21 protein-coding genes and 1 pseudogene are annotated in these 19960 nt (G+C 58.3%); 8 read left to right on the plus strand and 14 right to left on the minus strand.

What is annotated here, in order from left to right:
* Window positions 1-28: 28 nt before the first annotated feature.
* From GY33_RS0102855 to GY33_RS0102910, 13 genes and pseudogenes are all read right to left on the minus strand, one after another.
* Window positions 29-997, minus strand: coding sequence for a DUF4928 family protein (locus GY33_RS0102855; protein WP_200874822.1), 969 nt, complete (start codon window positions 995-997; stop codon window positions 29-31).
* Window positions 994-2226, minus strand: a complete 1233-nt coding sequence (locus tag GY33_RS0102860) for a DNA cytosine methyltransferase (protein ID WP_051822227.1) — start codon at window positions 2224-2226, stop codon at window positions 994-996. The genes GY33_RS0102855 and GY33_RS0102860 overlap by 4 nt, the downstream gene beginning before the upstream one ends.
* A gap of 260 nt (window positions 2227-2486) precedes the next feature.
* The gene (locus GY33_RS20830; RefSeq protein WP_152555042.1) at window positions 2487-2702 is read right to left on the minus strand and encodes a hypothetical protein; all 216 of its coding nucleotides are present in this window, start codon (window positions 2700-2702) and stop codon (window positions 2487-2489) included.
* Between the two features lie 6 nt (window positions 2703-2708).
* Window positions 2709-2930 carry a helix-turn-helix domain-containing protein gene (locus GY33_RS0102870; protein ID WP_031385888.1) on the minus strand — a complete coding sequence of 74 codons (222 nt, stop codon included), beginning with the start codon at window positions 2928-2930 and terminating at the stop codon, window positions 2709-2711.
* A 184-nt stretch (window positions 2931-3114) separates the two neighbouring features.
* Entirely contained in the window at window positions 3115-3897 is a 783-nt protein-coding gene (locus tag GY33_RS0102875) for an ABC transporter ATP-binding protein (RefSeq protein ID WP_051822228.1), read from the minus strand.
* 2 nt (window positions 3898-3899) lie between these two features.
* Window positions 3900-4658 (minus strand): molybdate ABC transporter substrate-binding protein, encoded by a 759-nt coding sequence (gene modA / locus GY33_RS0102880; RefSeq protein WP_031385890.1) that lies wholly within the window; start codon window positions 4656-4658, stop codon window positions 3900-3902.
* Entirely contained in the window at window positions 4658-5296 is a 639-nt protein-coding gene (gene modB, locus GY33_RS0102885; protein ID WP_235185439.1) for a molybdate ABC transporter permease subunit, read from the minus strand. Before modB ends, modA begins: the two co-directional genes overlap by 1 nt.
* 39 nt (window positions 5297-5335) lie before the next feature.
* Window positions 5336-5632, minus strand: coding sequence for a hypothetical protein (locus GY33_RS0102890; protein ID WP_031385892.1), 297 nt, complete (start codon window positions 5630-5632; stop codon window positions 5336-5338).
* A 476-nt stretch (window positions 5633-6108) separates the two neighbouring features.
* Window positions 6109-6213: pseudogene (locus GY33_RS21925) on the minus strand (hypothetical protein); the annotation flags it as partial.
* A gap of 73 nt (window positions 6214-6286) precedes the next feature.
* A complete protein-coding gene (locus GY33_RS0102895; RefSeq protein ID WP_051822229.1) occupies window positions 6287-7303 on the minus strand; it encodes an ABC transporter ATP-binding protein in 1017 nt (338 codons plus the stop codon).
* The gene (locus GY33_RS0102900) at window positions 7300-8001 is read right to left on the minus strand and encodes an ABC transporter permease (protein WP_031385894.1); all 702 of its coding nucleotides are present in this window, start codon (window positions 7999-8001) and stop codon (window positions 7300-7302) included. Before GY33_RS0102900 ends, GY33_RS0102895 begins: the two co-directional genes overlap by 4 nt.
* A 267-nt stretch (window positions 8002-8268) precedes the next feature.
* On the minus strand, window positions 8269-9111 hold the full coding sequence (locus GY33_RS0102905) for a substrate-binding domain-containing protein (RefSeq protein ID WP_031385895.1): 843 nt from the start codon (window positions 9109-9111) through the stop codon (window positions 8269-8271).
* A gap of 50 nt (window positions 9112-9161) precedes the next feature.
* Window positions 9162-10082: a helix-turn-helix transcriptional regulator gene (locus GY33_RS0102910; RefSeq protein ID WP_031385896.1), complete on the minus strand. Its 921-nt coding sequence runs from the start codon at window positions 10080-10082 to the stop codon at window positions 9162-9164.
* A 291-nt stretch (window positions 10083-10373) separates the two neighbouring features.
* Here GY33_RS0102910 and GY33_RS0102915 point away from each other — a divergent pair, with 291 nt between their 5' ends.
* The 3 genes from GY33_RS0102915 (at window position 10374) to GY33_RS0102925 (ending at window position 13556) form a co-directional block, all read left to right on the plus strand.
* Entirely contained in the window at window positions 10374-11327 is a 954-nt protein-coding gene (locus tag GY33_RS0102915; RefSeq protein WP_235185440.1) for a DNA-methyltransferase, read from the plus strand.
* A 94-nt stretch (window positions 11328-11421) separates the two neighbouring features.
* Window positions 11422-13359 (plus strand): molybdopterin biosynthesis protein, encoded by a 1938-nt coding sequence (locus GY33_RS0102920; protein WP_031385898.1) that lies wholly within the window; start codon window positions 11422-11424, stop codon window positions 13357-13359.
* A complete protein-coding gene (locus GY33_RS0102925; RefSeq protein WP_051822230.1) occupies window positions 13359-13556 on the plus strand; it encodes a type II toxin-antitoxin system HicB family antitoxin in 198 nt (65 codons plus the stop codon). The genes GY33_RS0102920 and GY33_RS0102925 overlap by 1 nt, the downstream gene beginning before the upstream one ends.
* A gap of 3 nt (window positions 13557-13559) precedes the next feature.
* Here the strand turns inward: GY33_RS0102925 and asnS are convergent, their stop codons facing one another.
* Complete coding sequence (asnS, locus tag GY33_RS0102930) at window positions 13560-14939, minus strand: asparagine--tRNA ligase (protein ID WP_031385900.1); 1380 nt, start codon at window positions 14937-14939, stop codon at window positions 13560-13562.
* Window positions 14940-15114: 175 nt separating this feature from the next.
* On the opposite strand from asnS, the gene GY33_RS0102940 reads away from it, so the two are divergent.
* From GY33_RS0102940 to GY33_RS0102960, 5 genes are all read left to right on the plus strand, one after another.
* The gene (locus tag GY33_RS0102940) at window positions 15115-16155 is read left to right on the plus strand and encodes an AAA family ATPase (protein WP_031385901.1); all 1041 of its coding nucleotides are present in this window, start codon (window positions 15115-15117) and stop codon (window positions 16153-16155) included.
* A complete protein-coding gene (locus GY33_RS0102945; protein ID WP_031385902.1) occupies window positions 16152-16715 on the plus strand; it encodes a cysteine--tRNA ligase in 564 nt (187 codons plus the stop codon). Before GY33_RS0102940 ends, GY33_RS0102945 begins: the two co-directional genes overlap by 4 nt.
* A 288-nt stretch (window positions 16716-17003) precedes the next feature.
* The gene (gene dsrA / locus GY33_RS0102950) at window positions 17004-18317 is read left to right on the plus strand and encodes a dissimilatory-type sulfite reductase subunit alpha (protein ID WP_031385903.1); all 1314 of its coding nucleotides are present in this window, start codon (window positions 17004-17006) and stop codon (window positions 18315-18317) included.
* A 21-nt stretch (window positions 18318-18338) separates the two neighbouring features.
* Window positions 18339-19490, plus strand: coding sequence for a dissimilatory-type sulfite reductase subunit beta (gene dsrB, locus GY33_RS0102955; protein ID WP_031385904.1), 1152 nt, complete (start codon window positions 18339-18341; stop codon window positions 19488-19490).
* 67 nt (window positions 19491-19557) lie between these two features.
* Window positions 19558-19800, plus strand: coding sequence for a dissimilatory sulfite reductase D family protein (locus GY33_RS0102960; RefSeq protein ID WP_031385905.1), 243 nt, complete (start codon window positions 19558-19560; stop codon window positions 19798-19800).
* The last annotated feature ends 160 nt before the right edge of the window (window positions 19801-19960 follow it).

Below are 19960 nucleotides of genomic sequence, written 5' to 3' on the forward strand. Positions count from 1 at the left end.
GAGTGAATCAGTTGGTGAATGTCCCCGATCAACCTATGGCTATCCTCATGCTCGGATCGGTCTCGCATTGATCGATGATCCTGTTGTACGCCTCCACCAGTTCCTTCATGGAGTGCGAACGTTTGGCGTGCTCAAACCCGCTCCACTCGTAGACGTTGGCGGCGATGAACTGATCGATCTCCAGGATTTCGATGCGCTCCGCCGCGTCGGCATTCTTGGCCAATGCCGACGCGCCGCCCGCCCCGCTCATCGTGGTAACGATCAAGGGGCGGATGTTTTCCTCGAGATTGCGGATGCATTTCCTGATCAGCGCCTCCGTCGGCGCCGTGGTGACATGAATTGCCGTATCTCCGACAAGGAAATCCCCTTTTCTTGCCCCTGGCGCATCTGCAGTCGAAAATCCCTGATGTTCGATGCGCCCTTCCGGCAGGATCATTTCCAACTTTGCCCCGACGAGGTGCTGCATGACCGCGCCGGCGAGCATCATGCCGGGAGTTTCCCTTTGTCTTTCAAAGGCCGTCTCGATCAACCGCGCAACGATGCTGCGCAGCGAGTTGGACGAATCCATCTTCAGACGCAACGGCTTCGTGGCGAAGTACAAATTGACGCGCTCCACCCACCATTTTTCGATGACTAGAAAATCGAGCGTCCCGGAGGCGTGCATTTCGTTGAGCAGTTGCATGTACGCCGTCATTCGCCCGAGGGAGCCGCGGCTGGTTCGTCCGCCTTCTTCAGCCAGAACACGGGCGATGCCGTGATCGGCCAGCACCGACTGCACGGCGGGCCCGCCAAGTCCGGCCACTTGCCCCCCTTTTGGAGTCAAAAAATCACGCGGATCATACGGAGGAGTCCTTCCGGCGGCTCTCCGCGTCAATACGAGCACCAGGCTGAGCGTTCCCTTGGTATGTATACCGTGCTCATCGGCAAAGGCGGCGAGTCGCTCGCTGATCACCTTGTTCACCATGCTTGCGCCTTTCATTTCCTTCACGGGCTTCATTTCGTCGACTCCTGGACCTGACCGTACTCAATATCAGCAGCTTGGGGAGAAGGATTTGCCGACGTATCGGCAAGCATCTCTTCCACCAAAGGATTCAAATAATTTTTCGCGATCCACGAAATGACCGGCACGCAAACCGCGTCCCCGAAACCGAAAAAAGCCTGATTCAAGGGAACGTCTATGACGAAATCATCGGCACCCATCAATTTCGCACACTCTCGCGGCGTCAGAAGACGTACGTCGACCTGATCGTATCCGGCCCGCAGCAGAATCTGACGCCCGCTGCCGCCGCGCGGCGTGCGCAGACAACCGGCGACGCCGTCCGTGCGCAATTCAGCCATGGACCTTCCCTTCCTAACGCGCCTGAAAACCGTTCCGTACGACCATTCCCGCCGCTGCTTCATGACCGCGACCTGTTGCGCATGTTTTTCACTCATTTGAGACAGAAGGTAATCCCGTCGTTGCTCATTCCACCAAAAAGGGGACTCGGCTGGCAATTCTTCCACGATGTCGCTCAAACGGAGTCGTGTCCGCGGCAAGGTAGGCATCTTCCTGAGGTCCCAGACGATCTCCGGGTGCATGAGAATGAAGTCGGCCAGCGCCTTGGGTCGAACGTCGCTTTCGTAGAACCTCAGCGACTCGTTCAAGCGCCAACCGCTTGCCCCCTGTCTGAGCTTGCCCACCACGAAGAGCCTCACCCTGCTCTGCGGAACAAAGCGCGCGGCATCGACAATCATCGCGTCCACGGCGTAGCCGAGCCGATTCAATGCCAGCAAGGCGGCCTGAAAATCACGGCCCTGATGCGATGTCAAAAAGCCGGCGACGTTTTCCAAAAGAACAATGGGAGGACGCCGCTCGCCCATGGTTTCCAGAATGCGTATGAACCCCCAGTATGCGGAAGACTGCTTGCCCACCAGTCCCTTGCGCATTCCGGCCAGTGAAAGGTCGTTGCAGGGAAAGGAGGCCGTGGCCAAGGTGGTCGTGGGGGTGTCTTCGGGTGAAAGGAGATGGACGTCTTCCAGGCTGAGTCGGCCGGGAGCATCATCAAAGTTGCTCTGGTACATTCGATGCTTGTCGGGATCGATGTCGTTGGCAAAGACCACTGACCAGCCTTCCTTCTCCAAGCCAAGGCGCATCAAGCCGATGCCCGCGAAATATTCGGCAACCGTCTTCGACCTGAGATGCTTTTGACGTGCCTGTTCCGAACATCCGAGTTTTTCGTGAATCATTGGAAATCATCTCAGTTTTTTCAAACATGTTTTCTTTGGGAGGAGCTGAACGGAAGGTGCGGTAAATAGCCGACTTTCAAAAGAAGATCACAGCAACTACAAACTTATGGAGCGATAATCAACGTCTATTTCCAAAGCCGTCAACTATTTCATCCTTTTCCCAGCGTGGGTGTCGTCCCATTTATAGAGCTTTGCAAACAGAATCATATTAAATTAAAAAACTGACCCAATTACACTCATTTCAAGTTGAATCGGATTGATTAAGGCCGACCCGAGCCAAAAATGGGCGAGAGAGGGGTCAAGTCCGCTCTTGGCTCGCAAGTATACGGCACCAACCGTGGGGCCCTGCCTTGGGCGTAGAGCAGGGACAGGCTCTTGGCGTGGCCGTCGGCGTTGCCCAGCAGCGTGTTGGCAAAGCACCACCTCGCCAGCAGCATGACATCCTTGGCCGGTGTCGCACTGCATTCGCGCAACAAACATACCTATTCTCCCCTGGCCTTGACGACCAGTTCCAATCCCAATCCCTCAAGAACCTGTAAGGCTTTGTCCAGTCGCACGGTGGGCTTGCCTCGTTCCAACTCCCCGACGAATCGTGGCCCAACCCCGCAATACCCGGCCAGATCAGCCTGGGTCAGTCCGTCCACCTTTCGCTTCTCAGCCGCGATCCGCCCGAGGTCCGCGGCGCTGCTAATCCGATGCGGCATGGCCTTTCCTCCTGATCCGGGAATGGTGACGATGATGCTCCGCGAAGCTCCTTTTATTCCCGTTCGGGATGAAATATCTGTTCTGTCCGTCCAATGCAATTGTTTCTTCCCTATCGGGAAGATAATTTCGGATGTTGCCATTCCTCCAAACCTTTCATTGTAGTGCCCCGGGAACAGCACTGATTTACCCCGAACACCTGCTTCCTCTCCCTGCTCCGAATCCGTTGTCGTTGGCCGCCTCAAACAACGGCGTCAGAATATCTTCGGCGCTTTCGCCTCCGGAGCGGCGCTCCTGGTAGTCCAGCACCTCCAGCACCCGCCCGTGCCCAAAGGCCACCAGGGTCTGGGCAAAGACCTCCACGTCGGCCAGGTCGTGGGTGACCATGACCATGGGCACATCGAACCGTTGCTTGATTTGGGCCAGTTCCTCGCGCATTTTCATCCGCAAGGGTTGATCCAGGGCCGTGAACGGCTCATCCAGAAGCAACAGTCGCGGTTTTGGAGCCAGGGCCCTGGCCAAAGCCGTGCGCTGGCGCTGCCCCCCGGACAGTTGATAGGGACGTTGTCCGGCAAGAGCGGCGATGCCGAACAATTCCAGTAGTTCCTCCACGTTGCGCCGCTGTTCCGCGTCGAGCGGGCGAAAAGGACGCTTCAGGCCAAAGGCCACGTTTTCCCGGACAGTCAGATGCGGAAACAGGGCATAGTCCTGGAACACGACGCCGACATTGCGCTTTCTGGCAGGCACGTTCACTCCTGTCCGCGAGTCAAAAAACGTGACCTCCCGGACCGAGACGTGCCCGATCCGGGGAGTCAGCAGTCCCGCCAGGGCCATCAACGTCAGCGTTTTTCCGGAGCCGGACGGCCCGAAGAGAACGATGGACGCGGCAGATGCCTGGAACGATGCATCCAGTTCAAAGCCGCTCGTATCTCCGGTGAAGCTTGTCGAGATGTCGCACCGCAGAAGCATTGTTATTCCGCTTTCCTGAATCCATACCCGGAAAGAACGGCTTGTCCCTTCTCGGACAGAATGAAACGCACGAAGGCTTGGGCCAGGTCCGGCTGTTTGGTGTCGGAGAGCGGAGCAATGGGATACAGGGCTGGTTCCCTCATGGGCATTTCCATGACCACGGCCACGCTGTCCGCCCCCCGGACCGCGTCCGAGGCGAAAAAGAACCCGGCATCCACCTCGCCGAGGCGCAAATAGCTCAACAGTTGAGTCACGGTTTCCGCGAAGATGTACTTGAATTCCAGAACTTCCCAGAGTTCCAGGTCCTTCAACGACTGCCTGGCGTAGTTTCCCGCCGGACTGGTGTCCGGCGTAACCACTCCGATCCGACGGACACCAGCGCTCTCCAGATCTTTCAAGGTCGAGACCCCGGCGGGATTGTTTTTAGGCACGGCCAGGACAATCAGGTTTCGCGCAAAGACTTTGGATTCCGTCGCTTCGACTCGCCCGATCCGGACGGCCTCGTCCATCCAGCGCATGTCCGCGGAAGCAAACACGTCCACGGGCGCGCCCTGTTCGATCTGCCGGTAGAGAGCCCCGGAAGCCCCGAAGTTGAAGACCAATCGTGCTCCAGGGTGTTCCTTTTCAAAATCTTCCTTCAGCACATTGAAGGCATCCGTCAGCGAGGCCGCCGCGGACACGATCACCACCTGAGCGGCGGCCGGCACGACCGAGGCAAGAACCATGACACCACACAGCAGAGCGGCGGCAATCCGTTTCATTACCTTTCCTCCCATTTGGGTTTGAGCAAAGCGCCCGTAATCCATAAAATCACCACGCAGGCGGCGGACAAGACGAACACCAGCATGTTGGCTAGGTCCTGGTTCCCGGTCTGCACGGCGCTGTACACGGCCAAAGGCATGGTCTGGGTTCGACCGGGCAGGTTGCCGGCAACCATCAGGGTGGCCCCGAACTCGCCCATGGCCCGGGCAAAGGCCAGCATGGTCCCGGCTGCGATCCCGCGCACGGCCATGGGCAACAAGACACGCAAGAAAATTTGCCATTCGCCGCAACCCAGGGTGCGGGCCGCGTTTTCGTACTTTTCCCCAACCCCCTCCAACGCGGCTCGGGCCGACTTGAAAACCAGGGGAAAAGCCACCACGGAAGCGGCAACCACCGCCCCCTGCCACGTGAACATCAAGGTGATCCCAAAGGTCGACTCCAGCCAACCGCCGATCACACCGTTTCGCCCTATCAGCACGATCAAATAATACCCCAGCACCGTGGGCGGCAGGACCATGGGCAGGGTCAACACGGCATCGAGCATGTTCCGACCGGGAAAACGAAACCGATGAATGACCCAAGCCAGCAATACCCCGAAGAGCAGGGCGAAGAGCGTGGCCAGGGAAGCCACGCTCAAGGTGAGTTGCAGGTGAAAGAGAGACGAGCCGTCAGCCCGTCAGCCATTGACCGGCCATGTTCGGATTCCGGTTGTCTTGCCTATTCCCCAAAGTAGCGCCGCAACCAACAGACAAAGGAACCCGCCGAAAGGACTGGCCAGGGTCAGTGGCAGACCGATGCCTGCCAGGAACAAAGGCAGGCCTTTCGTGGCCGCTTCCCCTGCTGGAACCCGGGACAAGCTGCACGAAGCTTCTCCGTCCACTCCGTCGGAAGAGACATACAGGCAACTGCCCACCAATTTTTCACAAACCACAAAAACCATGGCCACGAGACAAATTCCCAAAAAAACACCCATGACATCCCTCCTGCTCGTTGTTTTGCCTTGAAGGAAGCATCATGCGTGCCAAATACAACAACAAGGAATTGTTGCGAATATTTTTTTGAACTTCAGAATCATTACATTTTTGTAGTATACATTCCATACAATTATGTATCTTTACTGGAAACTCGATACCTGTGCGGAGAGTCCTTCCGAAAGAATCACATATGCTATATTTAGCATAATATCAACAGATATCCTTCGAAAGCTTCGCTCTGCATACGCATGCCCGGTTAGAACATCGTGGAGCCGACGGAGGGGATGTGGCGGGAGCCCTGTCTGAATGTACGGCCCGAGATGCCGCCAGGGGATGAGTGAAACTGAATCTCGCGGAAAAAGCTGAAGCTCTTTGATAGAGAGGCAGGAGGAAAAGCTTTCGAGGTTATTCCAGGGTAGATTCAAAAAACAAGACCATGATCTATGTATTCACTCAAAAACTCTCGCTATTTGGGTTAATATTTTGCGGTTCTGTAATAGGCGACGTATTTCTTGATCGGTATGAACCTCAACCCAGGAACTAATTCATCCCGCCTTCTACCCATTTCGGGATAAGAGCAAAGCCTTTCTTCTTTTCGAGAATCAGCTCAATAAATGTCGACGCACGGGATGAAAAACCTGCCATCACTCTGATCACCCGGCCACTTCCACCGCTTCCGGATCGACAAGCACACGCACCTTGTCCCCGACCATGACGCCGAGGCGTCTGACTTCATCTTTGCTGAGGATGCTGCGGAGAGGTACGCCGATATCCACGAGTACCTTGATGTTCGGACCTTCCGCGGTCATCTGCAATATTTCGCCGACATGTCCTTGCTCGGCCATTTTTCCTTGAGCAGCATCCAGGGGAAAGAGGGTGATCAGTTCCGGCTTGATGAAGACTCGCCCCGGGCCGGAGCGCGACGTTTGTACGGGCAGGGCGACGTTGTCGCCGACAACGCAGACCGTTCCCCGATCTCCGTGAACAATGTCGCAGGAGATGAGATTTTCGCCGCCAGGTCCCGTAAGCCGGCCTTCGAAAAGGAATATCCGCTCCTCGGCCAATCTGGTCGCTTCCAGGCGTTTGTGCGTTGAAAAGACGATGGAAATGCCTTTTTCCTTCCGCAATGCACGAATCACCCCGTCGATGACGGCCTGGTTCTCCACGTCCACGCTGGCCGTGGGCTCGTCGAAGAGCATCACCTCCGGACGGCAGGCCATGGCCCGGGCAATGGCCACGCGCTGGGTCTCGCCGCCGGACAGCAGGTGAGCGGGACGATGAGCAAAAGCGGACATGCCCACGCGGTCCAAACACTCTTCGGCGATCTTGCGCCGCTCACGGGCGGATACACCGCGCATCCTGGGTCCGTATTCCACGTTTTTAAGCACCGTGGAAGAGAACATGATCGGATGCTGATCCACCAGCACCACCTTGCGACGCAAGGCGGTCAGGGTGCGGTCGCTCCACTCCACTCGTCGGCCCTGAAAAGAGATTGCTCCGAGGGACGGCGGCCGCAAAAAAGCCAGAACGTGCAGCAAGGTGGTCTTGCCCGAACCATTGGGTCCCAGCAGGGCGTAGCTGCCCCCGGCGGTAAGCTCAAGGGCCTCGATATCCAGCACGGTCCGGCCTTCAAAAACCTGCCGCACGTTGTGCAACGCGTACAGACTCATCGATTATCCCCGTACTTGCCTTGCACCAGTTGCAGGGCCACATTCATGATCAGGCTCACGGCCAACAGAACGATGCCCAGAGCCACGGCCAGCACGAATTCGCCCTTGTTGTGCTCCAGGGCCATGGCCGTGGTCATGGTTCGGGTGAAGCCCTTGATGTTGCCGCCGAGCATCATGGCGATGCCAATTTCCGCGATGACCCGACCGAATGCGGCGATGATCGCGGCCAGGATGCCGAAGCGGGCTTCCCGGGCCACGGCCAGGGCCGCTTGCAGGGCATTCGCGCCCAGGGTCAGGGCCGTGCGGCGATAGCGCTCGTCGATCCGGCTGACCGCGGCCATGGTGAACGTGGCCACCCAGGGCAGGATCAGGATCACCTGGCCGATGATGATGGCCTTGGGCGTGTAAAGCAGGCCGAGATGGCCGAGCATGCCTCGCCGGGACAGGAATGCGTAGACCAACAACCCGATGACCACCGTGGGCAGGGCCAACATGGTGTTCAAAATCGTGATCACGGCCCGCTTGCCCCGGAACTGTTTCACCGCGATCAGAAAGCCAAGCGGTACGCCCAGGATCGAGGCGATGATCGTGGAGAAGAAGCTGACGTACAGGGAGACGTAGACAATGAAGTACATTTCCGGGTCCAGGGACCAGATCATCCGGAAGGCTTCGATGATGCTTTGGGTGAGGAAATCCATGATTGAGGGAGGGAAGAAGTCAGAAGTCAGGAGTCAGGAGTCAGAATTCAGGAGTCAGGAGTCGGAAGCCCGGAGAAAAAATCACAGTGACGGGAGTAGGGGCGGACCTATGTATCCGCCCTTGCAGGTGAACGTTTATCATGGTTTCAGATTGTCTTGCACCGTGGCTGGCCGTTCATCCGTGGGTTTTCCGTCCATGGGATTTGTCGCGTCAATTCGGAATGGGCGCACACGCAGGTGAGCCCCTACACAGGTCGCTGACAATCATTATTTCGCATCCGGGAAGAACAGCGGTTGGCCGTGAAGCTGGTAGCTGGCGATGACCTGTTGGCCGCGCTCGGAGACCAGCCATTGGGCGAAGGCATCAGCCAGATCGAACTTCACGTGAGGATGCTTTTCCGGATTGACCGGGATCACGCCATAGGGGTTCTTGAGCATGTCGTCGCCTTCGTAAGCGACCACGAGATCATAAGGCTGGGTGCGTCCGAACTTGTACTGCAGATAGGTTCCGCGGTCCGCGAGGACGTAACCCTCCTTTTCCTCGGCGAAGATCAGGGCCTCGCCCATGCCCTGGCCGATGGAAAAGTACCAACCGTCGGCGTCCTGGGGCGACTTCGCGTCCGTCAGAGCCAGTCCGGTGGCTTCCCAGAGCTGCCTTTCCCGCGAGTGCGTACCACTGTCGTCACCTCGGGAGACAAAGGGGGCCTTGGCCGCGGCAATGCGTTTCATGGCCTCCGCGGAGTTCGGCGCGTCCTTGATCCCGTCCGGATCGCTCTCCGGGCCAACGATGATGAAATCGTTGTACATCACGTAGTAGCGCTTCGTGCCGTACCCTTCAGCCACGAACCGCTCCTCCCGGGCCACGTCGTGCACGAAGACCACGTCCGCATTACCGTCCATGCCGTCCTTCAAGGCCGCGCCGGTACCCTTGGACATGACCCGCACGGTGATGCCGGTATCCTTGAGAAACTCCGGCAACAAACAGTCCAACAACCCCGAAGCCTCGGTGCTGGTGGTGGTGCTCATGGTGATCACCTTGTCTTGGGCCAGGGCCGGAAGCGCCGCCAATACAAGAGCAGCGCCAATTACGATGGAAACGATTTTTCGCATGCAAATCTCCTTTTCATGTTGCGGTTACGGACAGCAAGTCCTTTACACTATTACCTGTTCTCCGGATCACTTGGATATATCGTTCGCCCGGCCTGGGAGACATCATATCCGGTCAAGGCCTCGGCTTGACGCGGAAACGTCGCGTCGTGGAGCAGCCCCAGGAACTGCTGGACTCCCTTGTCAAAGAATCGCTCCCGGGAAATCAGCAGATCGAACCGCTCCCGCCCCAGCGGCAGAAAGTCCAGTTCCAGAATTCCGGCCACTGCCCGGATGCCCGGCCCGACGTCGGCCCGACCGAACAGCACTTCCAGCCCCACGTCCAGATGCCGATGGACCTCATTGCCGTACCCGACCATGGTCTCCGCTGCCACGCCGGCCTTCTCCAGGTGCTGATCAAAGAGCAGACGCGTGCCCGTGGCCAGTGGACGGTTGACCACCCGGATTTCCTTACGCCCCAAATCGGCCACGGAGCGAATGTTCAGGGGATTGCCCTTGGCCAGGATCAGGCCCTGCTCCCGGAAGCAAAAATTGATCACCGCCGGAGGCGCGCTCAGTTCCTCCTCGGCAAACTGAAAATTGTAATCCCCGTCCTCGGCCTGAATCAGATGGCTGGAAGCCATGTGGCACAAATTGTTGTGCATGGCCTTCAACCCTCCGAAGCTGCCCACGTTGCCGTAGACCGCCAGATGCTTGGGAAAGGTTTTGTTGAACAGGTTCAAGGTCCGTTCCAGCAGCGGATCGTCGCTGCCGGCCACGATCAGCAGGCCGTGATACGGTGGCAGGGGCGAAGTCGGCGAAGGGAAATTCTGGGTGCTGTTCTCAATCCACTGCTCCACGAGATGTTTGGGAAAAAGCCACTTCCCGGTGACTTTCGTGGCCGGCAGCCCCTTTTCGGCAATCAGGCCGTAGACCATCTTCTCGTTCACATCGAGCAGTTGGGCCACTTCCTTGGTGGACAACAAGTTCTTCACGAAATCCTCCGGTAAGCCAGTGATGCGCAAGGTGTTCACGAGATACTTTTCAGGTGCTTTCTCGTCAACTATTTTCTGAACACTACAAACAATGAACTAGAAATTACCGAAACAAACCTAAACAAACAAAGCAATCTTGTCGGCATGTCCTCCTCCGGCATCAAATCTCGATTTCTTGCTCAACCCCCGGCATGTTGCTAAACGTCACCGGATGCAACAACGCTCCATCCCTCTTCCCCCCTTTTCTCTCTTCACGTTTCCGACCGGCTCAGAACACCGCGGATCACGATCATGACCATGGAATTCGTCCAGGAAGCACACTCGACCTATGCCCAGGGAATCGCCCATTCGACGATCTTTCAGGGCGACTCCGGAAAGCTGCTTCAGCGTCTCCCTTCCAACTTCTTTCGTTGCTGCATAACGTCGCCCCCGTATTGGGGTCTGCGGGATTATGGGGCGGAAGGACAAATCGGAGACGAAGATGATCCGGACGAGTACGTTGAGCGCCTCGTGGAAGTCTTTGAGCAGGTTCGCCGCGTGCTCACCGACGACGGAACCCTGTGGTTGAACCTTGGCGACAGCTATACCAGCGGCAACCGGGCATACAGGGCTCCGGACAAGAAAAACCCCGTTCGCGCCATGTCGTATCGGGCCAAAACGCCCCATGGTCTCAAACCCAAGGATCTGATCGGCACTCCCTGGAGAACGGCCTTTGCCCTACAAAAAGCGGGATGGTATCTGCGCAGCGACATAATCTGGGAAAAGCCGAACTGCATGCCGGAGAGCGTCAAGGACCGGCCGACTAGATCCCATGAATATATTTTTCTCTTCTCCAAGTCCCTAAAATACTATTACGACCATCAAAGCGTCCGGGAGGAGAATGGCCGCAACCGGCGCACGGTCTGGTCCATTCCCACGGAAGCTTTCCCCGGCACCCACTTCGCCACCTTTCCGCCCAAACTGGTCGCCCCCTGCATTCTCGCCGGCTCCCAACCAGGAGACTGGGTTCTGGACCCTTTTTTGGGCTCGGGCACCGTGGCCGTGGTCTGTCAACGGCTTCAACGAAACTACGCGGGGATCGAATTGAACCCGGAATACGTCAAACTCGCCGTGGACCGGGTGCGCGCGGAGGAATATCCCAGCACGGACCGATTCTATCACATCGACCAATTGATCCGGTCCGACTCGGAAGAACACCTGGATTTTCGCGAAAACCTCCTCTCGCGAATCGGGATCAAGGCCTGAGTTTCCTCTCTTCCGCCTCACTTTATCTGAACAAGGCGACAGAACGCCTTCCACTCTATTTCCAGCAGATTTCCAGAATATAAGGACGACAATCATGACCTTTCAACGTTCCATCTACCTGACCACCATCCCCATTCCCGAAGCCCTGGCCGCGGCCAAGGAGGCCCTGGACCGGGAGTGGTTGATCCGCCGGGAAGTCGTTCCGTCCCAGGACGCTCTGGGGCGGGTTACGGCGGGGCCGATTTTTTCGCGGTATTCCAGCCCGACGTTTCACAGCGCGGCCATGGACGGGGTGGCCGTGGACGCGGAGGCGACCTTCATGGCCCGTGAGGGGCGACCTCTGGAATTGAAACTGGGGAAAAATTATCGACCGGTGAACACCGGCCATGCCATGCCTGAAGGGACCAATGCAGTGATCATGATCGAGCAGGTGGTCCAGGTGGACGAGGAGACCATCGCCATCGAGGCCCCGGCCTTTCCCTGGCAACACGTTCGGCGCATCGGCGAGGACATCGTGGCCACGGAACTGCTCCTGCCGCAGAACCACCGGATTACGCCCTTTGACGTGGGCGCGTTGCTCAGCGCCGGGATATGGGAGGTCGAGGTTTGGGAACGGGTGCGCATTGCCTTTATCCCCACCGGGGACGAGGTGCTGGACTTCACCACTAGGCCGGAGCCCAAGCCCGGCCAGGTGGTGGAGAGCAATTCCCAGGTCTTCAAGGCCCTGGGTCACTCCTGGGGCTGCGAGGTCATCCGGGTTCCTCCGGTGCGCGACGAGCTGGAAGCGCTGACCAAAGCCGTGGGCAAGGCACTGGAAGACGCGCACATCGTGGTCATCGGCGCGGGTTCCTCGGCCGGGACCAAGGATTTCACCCGCACAGTCATGGAAAGCCAGGGCCGGGTCCTGGTCCACGGCATCGCGGCCATGCCCGGCAAGCCGTCGCTCCTGGGCGAAGCAGGAGGCAAACTTCTGGTGGGCGCGCCGGGCTATCCGGTCAGCGCGGTGATCTGCTTCGAGGAACTGGTCCGGCCCCTGGCCGCCTGGATGGGCCGCCGCGATCCGGGGGCACGGCCCAAGGTCCGGGTGGAGCTGACCCGCAAGACGCCGTCCAAGCTGGGGGTTCAGGAATTCATGCGTCTGGCCATCGGCCGGGTGGGCGAGAAATGGGTGGCCACGCCCCTGGCCCGGGGCGCGGGGATGATCACCACTCTGACCAAGGCCCAGGGCATCGCCCGGATCCCCATGCACAGCGAGGGCGTGGAGGCCGGGACCCTGCTGGACGCCGAACTGCTGGTCCCTGAAGCCGAGATGGAGCGGACCATCGTCTGCGTGGGCAGCCACGACAACACCCTGGACCTTTTGACCAACGAACTGATGGGTCTGGCCGAGCCCTTCCGGCTGGCCTCAACGCACGTGGGCAGCATGGGCGGCCTGACCGCCCTGCGCAACGGCGCGGCCCATCTGGCCGGGTGCCACCTCTTTGATCCTGAAACCGCGGACTATAACTTCCCGTTCCTGGCCAAATACCTCCCCGGCCTGGACCTGCTGGTGATCAACCTGGCTATCCGCCACCAGGGGCTGATCACGGCCAAGGGCAATCCCAAGGGCATTCGCGGCGTCGAAGACCTGGCCCGGCCCGACCTGACCTTCATCAACCGCCAGCGCGGCGCGGGAACGCGCATCCTCCTGGACCACCACCTCAAGCAGGCCGACATCACCCCGGACTCGGTCAAAGGCTATGACAAGGAAGAGTACACGCACATGGCCGTGGCCGTGAACGTGCTCAGCGGAGCGGCGGACTGCGGCCTGGGCATCTTCGCCGCGGCCAAGGCCCTGAACCTGGACTTCGTGCCCCTGGCCCGGGAACGCTACGACCTGATCATCCCCAGACAATTCGCGGCCGACCCGAAAATCGCCACGATCCTGGAATTGATCCGCTCAGAGGCGTTGCAGGCGAAAATCCGCGACCTGGGCGGATATGATACGGATTTGACGGGACGGGAGATGACGCCGGAATTGGGGTTGGGATAATGCATGTAATTGAAATTGATGGTTATCGGGCAGTTATCAAATATAATCCGGACATCGAGATGTTCCGAGGCGAATTCACTGATATCAACGGTGGGGCGGATTTTTATGCCAAGGATACTGAAAATCTCAAGAAAGAAGCCGCTCTCTCACTGAAGGTTTTTCTTGAAATGTGCGCTGAAGATGGTGCTCGACAGTAGCAATCAAAACTCCAGATGCCCCGGCGTGCGGGGAAAAGGAATCACGTCGCGGATGTTGGTTGCGCCGGTAAGCATCATCAGGAAGCGCTCGAAGCCCATGCCGAATCCGGCGTGGGGTGCGGAGCCGAAGCGGCGGGTATCCAGGTACCACCAGTAGGCGTCCTTGTTCAGGCCCTGCTCGTCCATCCGGTCCGAGAGGATGTTCAGCCGCTCCTCGCGCTGGCTCCCGCCCACCAGTTCCCCCACCCGGGGCACGAGCAGGTCCATGGCCGCCACGGTCTCGCCGTCGTCGTTTAGGCGCATGTAGAACGGCTTGATGGTTCGCGGGTAGTCGTAAACGATTACCGGCTGCTTGAAGTGCTCCTCGGCCAGGAAACGCTCGTGCTCGGTCTGCAAGTCCGACCCGAACAACACCTGAAATTCAAAATCCCGCTTGCTGTCTTCCAGGATGTCAATGGCCTGGACGTAGGATATCCGGGCAAAGGGCTTGGCCAGCAATATTTCCAGGTCGCCGAGCAAGGTCTTGTCCACGAACTTGCCGAACAGTTCCAGGTCGTCCGCGCGGTTATTCATGACCTGCCGGACCATGGCCTTGGTCAGGTCTTCGGCCAGTTGCATGTCTTCGGCCAAGTCCCCGAAGGCGAACTCCGGCTCGATCATCCAGAATTCCGCGGCATGCCGCGGAGTATTGGAATTTTCGGCCCGAAAGGTCGGCCCGAAGGTGTAAACCTTGCCCAGGGCGCAGGCATACAGCTCGGCCTCCAGTTGGCCGGAGACGGTCAGATTGGCCTGCCTGCCGAAAAAATCCTCGGAATGCACGTCGGCTCCGGGCTTGGGCCGGTGCTCGGGAGGAAGGCTGGTCACCCGGAACATCTCCCCGGCCCCTTCGCAGTCCGAACCGGTCAAAATCGGCGCATGCAGATGCCAGAAGCCTTGCCCGCGAAAAAAATCATGCACGGCAAAGGCCGCCTCGGAGCGGATCCGGGCCATGGCCCCGTACTTGTTGGTCCTGGGCCGCAGGTGGGCGATGGTCCGCAGGAACTCGTCCGAATGGCGCTTTTTCTGAAGCGGATACGTTTCCTGATCCGCCATGCCGATGAGCACGACCCGCGCGGCCCGCACCTCCCAGCTCTGCCCCGCGGCGGGTGAGGCCACGTGCTCGCCGAGAATCTCCACAGAAGCCCCGGTGTTCACGTCCTTGAAGAGCTTGTCCGCCACGGTATGATCCACGACGACCTGCACGTTCCCGAGGCAGGAGCCGTCGTTGATCTCCAGAAACGTGACTTCCTTGGCGTCCCGCCTGGTGCGCACCCAGCCCCGAAGCAGAATGGAACCCAGCGGCACGGCGGCGCTCACGGCCTGAAAAACGGATGTTCTGTTCATGCGGCGTTCTCCATCGACATGATGATAATGGGGTGAGACATCGACTCCGAAACAACATTGACCATCTTCCCTTTCCATGCAAGTGTTTCAGGTGAAGAGTCATACATCGAAATCCTCGATCAAAGATCCAAACCGGACTGCCTCACCCCTTCACCCAAAGCCGGAGCGCCCCGCCATGCTGACATCGCTCGCCGTTTCCCGGTTTTCCCTGTTCGCCGAAGCCAAGCTGAGCTTCACCCCCGGCTTGAACGTCATTGTCGGAGAAAACAGCACGGGGAAGAGTCATCTGCTCAAGCTCGCCTATGTGGTCAGCGCTCTGCAAAGCGAGAGTTCCGAGGAAACGGCTCCGGAAATCCACTTCCACCTGGACGAACGGATCGCGGAAAAATTGGTGGCCGTGTTTCGTCCGGATTTTCTCGGTGGGCTGGTCAATAGGACTTCCGGGCGATCGCGCTGTGTGGTGTTCGCCGCCTTCCAGGGGCATGCCCTGCGCTTCAGCTTCGCGCCCAACAGCCGCAAAAAAGTGGCTATCGAAGCGCATACGCCCCCCAAAACCGCCAAGTCACCTGTGATGCTCCCTCCCAAGGAAGCCTTGTCGCTTTTCCCGAGCCTGGTCGGCTCCTATGAGCGCCGTGAACTGCCCATGGACGAGACCTATTACGACCTGTGCCGAAAATTCCAGGCCGGGCCATTAAAGCCATCCCAATTGCAACCAGTAGCCACCCTGATTCAAGAACTGGAGACCATCCTGCGGGGCAAAGTCCTTCTGGAGCACGGACGTTTTCACGTCAAAACCAGCGACAAAGGCAAGCTGGAAATCGGTTTGCTGGCCGAGGGGCTGCGCAAGATCGCCCAACTGGCGTACTTGCTGCTAAACGGAACCTTGTGCCGCGGATGCACGCTGTTTTGGGATGAGCCGGACAGCAACCTGAACCCCAGATTGATCCGCAAAGTTGCCCAGGCGCTGCTGGCCACGGCCCAGGCCGGAATCCAGGTGGTCATCGCCACCCACAGCCTTTTTCTGCTCAGGGAGTTGGCCTTGCTGAACCGGTCCCATGCTGTCCAGACCCTGTTCACCGGGCTGGAATACAACAATTCCGGAGTCGTCGCGCACCAGGACGAAGACATTGAGGGTTTGCCCAACATCGCGGCTTTGGAAGAGGAATTGGATCAGAGCGACCGCTACCTTGAGCAGCATTTGGAGACGGATCGATGACCGAATTCGTCGAGGGGGAATTGCTCTTTCGTTTTGCCCAGGGCGTTACGGTCTGCAAATACGACGACACCAAGTTTTACCGGAGCACAATGCTTCGAGTGGAGGGGACCAAGGCCGTGGATTTCATGGCCGTTCGTCCGGGGTCCGGCGCCCCCGGCGATCTGCTGCTTATTGAGGTCAAAGATCTCAGCGGGCATGAGTCCCGCAACCGCCAGCGCCTGCTCTCCGGGCGGCTGGTTTCGGAAGTGGTTCAGAAAGTCCGGGACAGTCTCTCCGGCCTCATCGCGGCCCGACGCTGGGACGTCCCGGAATTGCGACCCTTTGCACGCGCCCTCTTTCACAAGAACCAATCCCCGCGCATCCAGGTGATCCTTTTTTTGGAAGAACGCAAAAGCGCGTCGCAGCTTTTCCCCTATAAACGCAGACTCGCGGACCAGATTCAGCTCCTCAACAACAAGCTGCGTCCGTTTAGGGCCGAAGGAAAAATATTTAACAGCAAGAACCTGCCCAGCAGTTACGGGATACGGGCAACACGCCAAACTCAATCCACAACCAACTAAAATTCCGAATGTTTTATTTCAAAAACTCGACATACCTTCAGCCTATCCACCCCTCTTGGGTGTCCAACCTCACGCAAGGAGCCTTTGCCTTGACAATAAGAGCTTTACGGTTGTAATAATTTTCACGAAGCATATTTCCAAGTGCTTCAATTCAGATCATTGGATTCATTTTGCGCACAAGGGGGCCGACGCGGTCGCATTCACCCGGCGAGTTCGGTTCAATGCGCAGGCCGGTTCCCTTCTGTTTTGTTTGATGAACCCCCCTAAACCCTTCGAGGAGGCAGAACAATGGCGAAACACAAGACCCCGTTGTTGGACGAGCTGGAAAAAGGACCATGGCCCAGCTTTGTTTCCGACATCAAGCGGGAAGCAGAGTCAAGGGCGAAGAATGAGAAAGGCGTTGAGTACCAGATTCCCGTGGACGTCTGCGACGATCTGCTGGGCGTGCTGGAACTCTCCTACAACGACGGGGAGACCCACTGGAAGCACGGCGGCATCGTCGGCGTCTTCGGCTATGGCGGCGGCGTCATCGGCCGGTACTGCGACCAGCCGGAAATGTTCCCGGGCGTGGCGCACTTCCACACCGTGCGCGTCAACCAGCCTTCCGGACTGTACTACAGCACGGACTTCCTGAATAAGCTCTGCGATCTCTGGGAATTCCGCGGTAGCGGCCTGACCAACATGCACGGCTCCACCGGCGATATCGTCTGGTTGGGCACCACCACCCCGCAGTTGGAAGAAATCTTTTATGAACTGACCCACAACCTGGATACCGACCTGGGCGGCTCCGGCTCCAACCTGCGCACCCCGGCCTGCTGTCTTGGCAAGTCCCGATGCGAGTTTGCCTGTATCGATGCCCAGGACATCTGTCATGACTTCACGAATGAATTCCAGGACTTCCTGCATCGCCCGGCTTTTCCGTACAAATTCAAATTCAAGTTTGACGGCTGCCCCAACGGTTGCGTGGCATCCATCGCCCGCTCCGACCTGTCCTTCATCGGACTGTGGAAGGACAACATCCGTATCGACCAGAAAGCGGTCAAGGCCTACATCGGCGGCGAGATTCCTCCGAACGGCGGAGCCCATGCCGGACGCGACTGGGGCAAGTTCGACATCCAGAAGGAAATTATCGCCCTTTGCCCGACCCAGTGTATGTGGATGGAAGGCGACACCCTGAAGATCAACGACAAAGAGTGCAACCACTGCATGCACTGCATCAACGCCATGCCGCGTGCCCTGCGCATCGGTGAGGACACCGGCTGCGCCATGCTCCTGGGCGCCAAAGCCCCGATCCTGGATGGCGCTCAGATGGGCACCCTGGTCGTTCCCTTCATCAAGTGCGAAGCCCCGTACACCGAGATCAAGGACCTGATCGAAAAGCTGTTCGAGTTCTGGATGGAAGAGGGCAAGAACCGTGAGCGTGTCGGTGAAACCATGAAGCGCGTCGGCCTGTACAAGATCCTGCAGGTTCTGGAAGTCGAAGTCGATGCCCGCGTGGTTCAGGAGCCGAGGACCAACCCCTATATCTTCTGGAAGGAAGAGGAAGTCACCGGCGGTTGGGATCGGAAGATTGAAGACTACAGAAGCCGTCACAAAATGTAACGAGCCCAGGAGGTTATACAAATGGCATTCATTTCCTCAGGATATGATCCGAAGCAGCCGATGAAGGACCGGATCACGGATATCGGCCCCAAGCACTACCAGGAGTTCCTGCCGCCAGTGCTCAAAAACAACTACGGAAAGTGGCTGTACCACGAAATCCTGGAGCCCGGCGTGTTGATGCACAAGGCCGAGAGCGGCGACGAAGTGTACACAGTCCGTGTCGGCTCCCCCCGCCTGATGGGTGTGCAGACCATCCGGGAAATCTGTGAAATCGCGGACAAGCACTGCGGCGGACACGTCCGTTGGACCACTCGGAACAACGTCGAGTTCATGGTGGACAGCAAGGACAAAGTCGCTCCGTTGAAGGAAGACCTGCTCAGCCGCAAGCATACCGGCGGCAGCTTCAAGTTCCCCATCGGCGGAACCGGCGCGGGCATGACCAACATCATTCACACCCAGGGATGGGTGCACTGCCACACCGCGGCTTCCGACGCCTCCGGCACGGTCAAGGCCGTGATGGACGACATGTTTGAAGAGTTCACCCAGATGCGCCTGCCCGCGCAACTGCGCGTCTCCATGGCCTGCTGCGTAAACATGTGCGGCGCCGTGCACTGCTCGGACATCGGCTTCGTCGGCTACCACCGCAAGCCTCCGATCATCGACCACAAGACCCTGGACAATATCTGCGAGATCCCCCTGGCAGTGTCCGCTTGCCCCACTGCTGCCATTCGCCCGACCAAGGTCGACATGCCTGACGGCACCAAGGTCAACTCCGTGGCCATCAAGAACGAGCGTTGCATGTTCTGCGGCAACTGCTACACCATGTGTCCGGCCCTGCCTCTGTCCGACGGTCAAGGCGGCGACGGCCTGATCATCATGGTCGGCGGCAAGGTGTCCAACCGGATCAGCAATCCCAAGTTCTCCAAGGTCGTCGTGGACTTCGTCCCCAACGAGCCACCCCGTTGGCCCACGTTGGTCAAGAAAGTTCGCCAGATCGTCGAGGCTTATTCCAAGGGCGCCCACAAGTACGAGCGTCTGGGTGAATGGGCCGAGCGCATCGGCTGGGAACGCTTCTTCGAGGTTTGCGATCTGGAGTTCACCTGGCACTTGATCGATGACTTCCGTGATCCCGCCTACGAGACCTGGCGGCAGACCACGAACTTCAAGTTCTAAGTCAACACATAAAAAACAGCCTGGGGGCATCCCGCCCCCAGGCTGTTTATAAACCGAGGAGAATCTCATGGATGACGCAGCGGCAAAACAAGCCATAGTCGACGGCATGATGGCCAAAAGCAAAAACAAGTCAAAATTCTATTTTAAAGACTTGGCCGCCATGGTTCCGGAAATCAAAACCCTGCACGCAAAAAAACTTCTGGGCCAGATGGTCAACGAAGAAGTTCTGGAATACTGGTCCAGCGGCAGCACCACCTTTTACGGCCTCAAAGGCGCCGGCAAGCAGCATGCCGGGGAAGGCGAAGATTAGCAGCAGCCTTTTCCAGGGGCTTCCCAGAATACATCATCCGTTCGGCACATGCTCCACTCATCGCCCACCTCATGATGGCACTCGCATCATGACCCCTCGGCGCTGACCCCACAGCCATCACGACAACGGATATGCGACGAACTATTTTGGGACGCCCCAA

The organism is Desulfonatronum thiodismutans, assembly GCF_000717475.1.
Lineage (GTDB): Bacteria > Desulfobacterota > Desulfovibrionia > Desulfovibrionales > Desulfonatronaceae > Desulfonatronum > Desulfonatronum thiodismutans.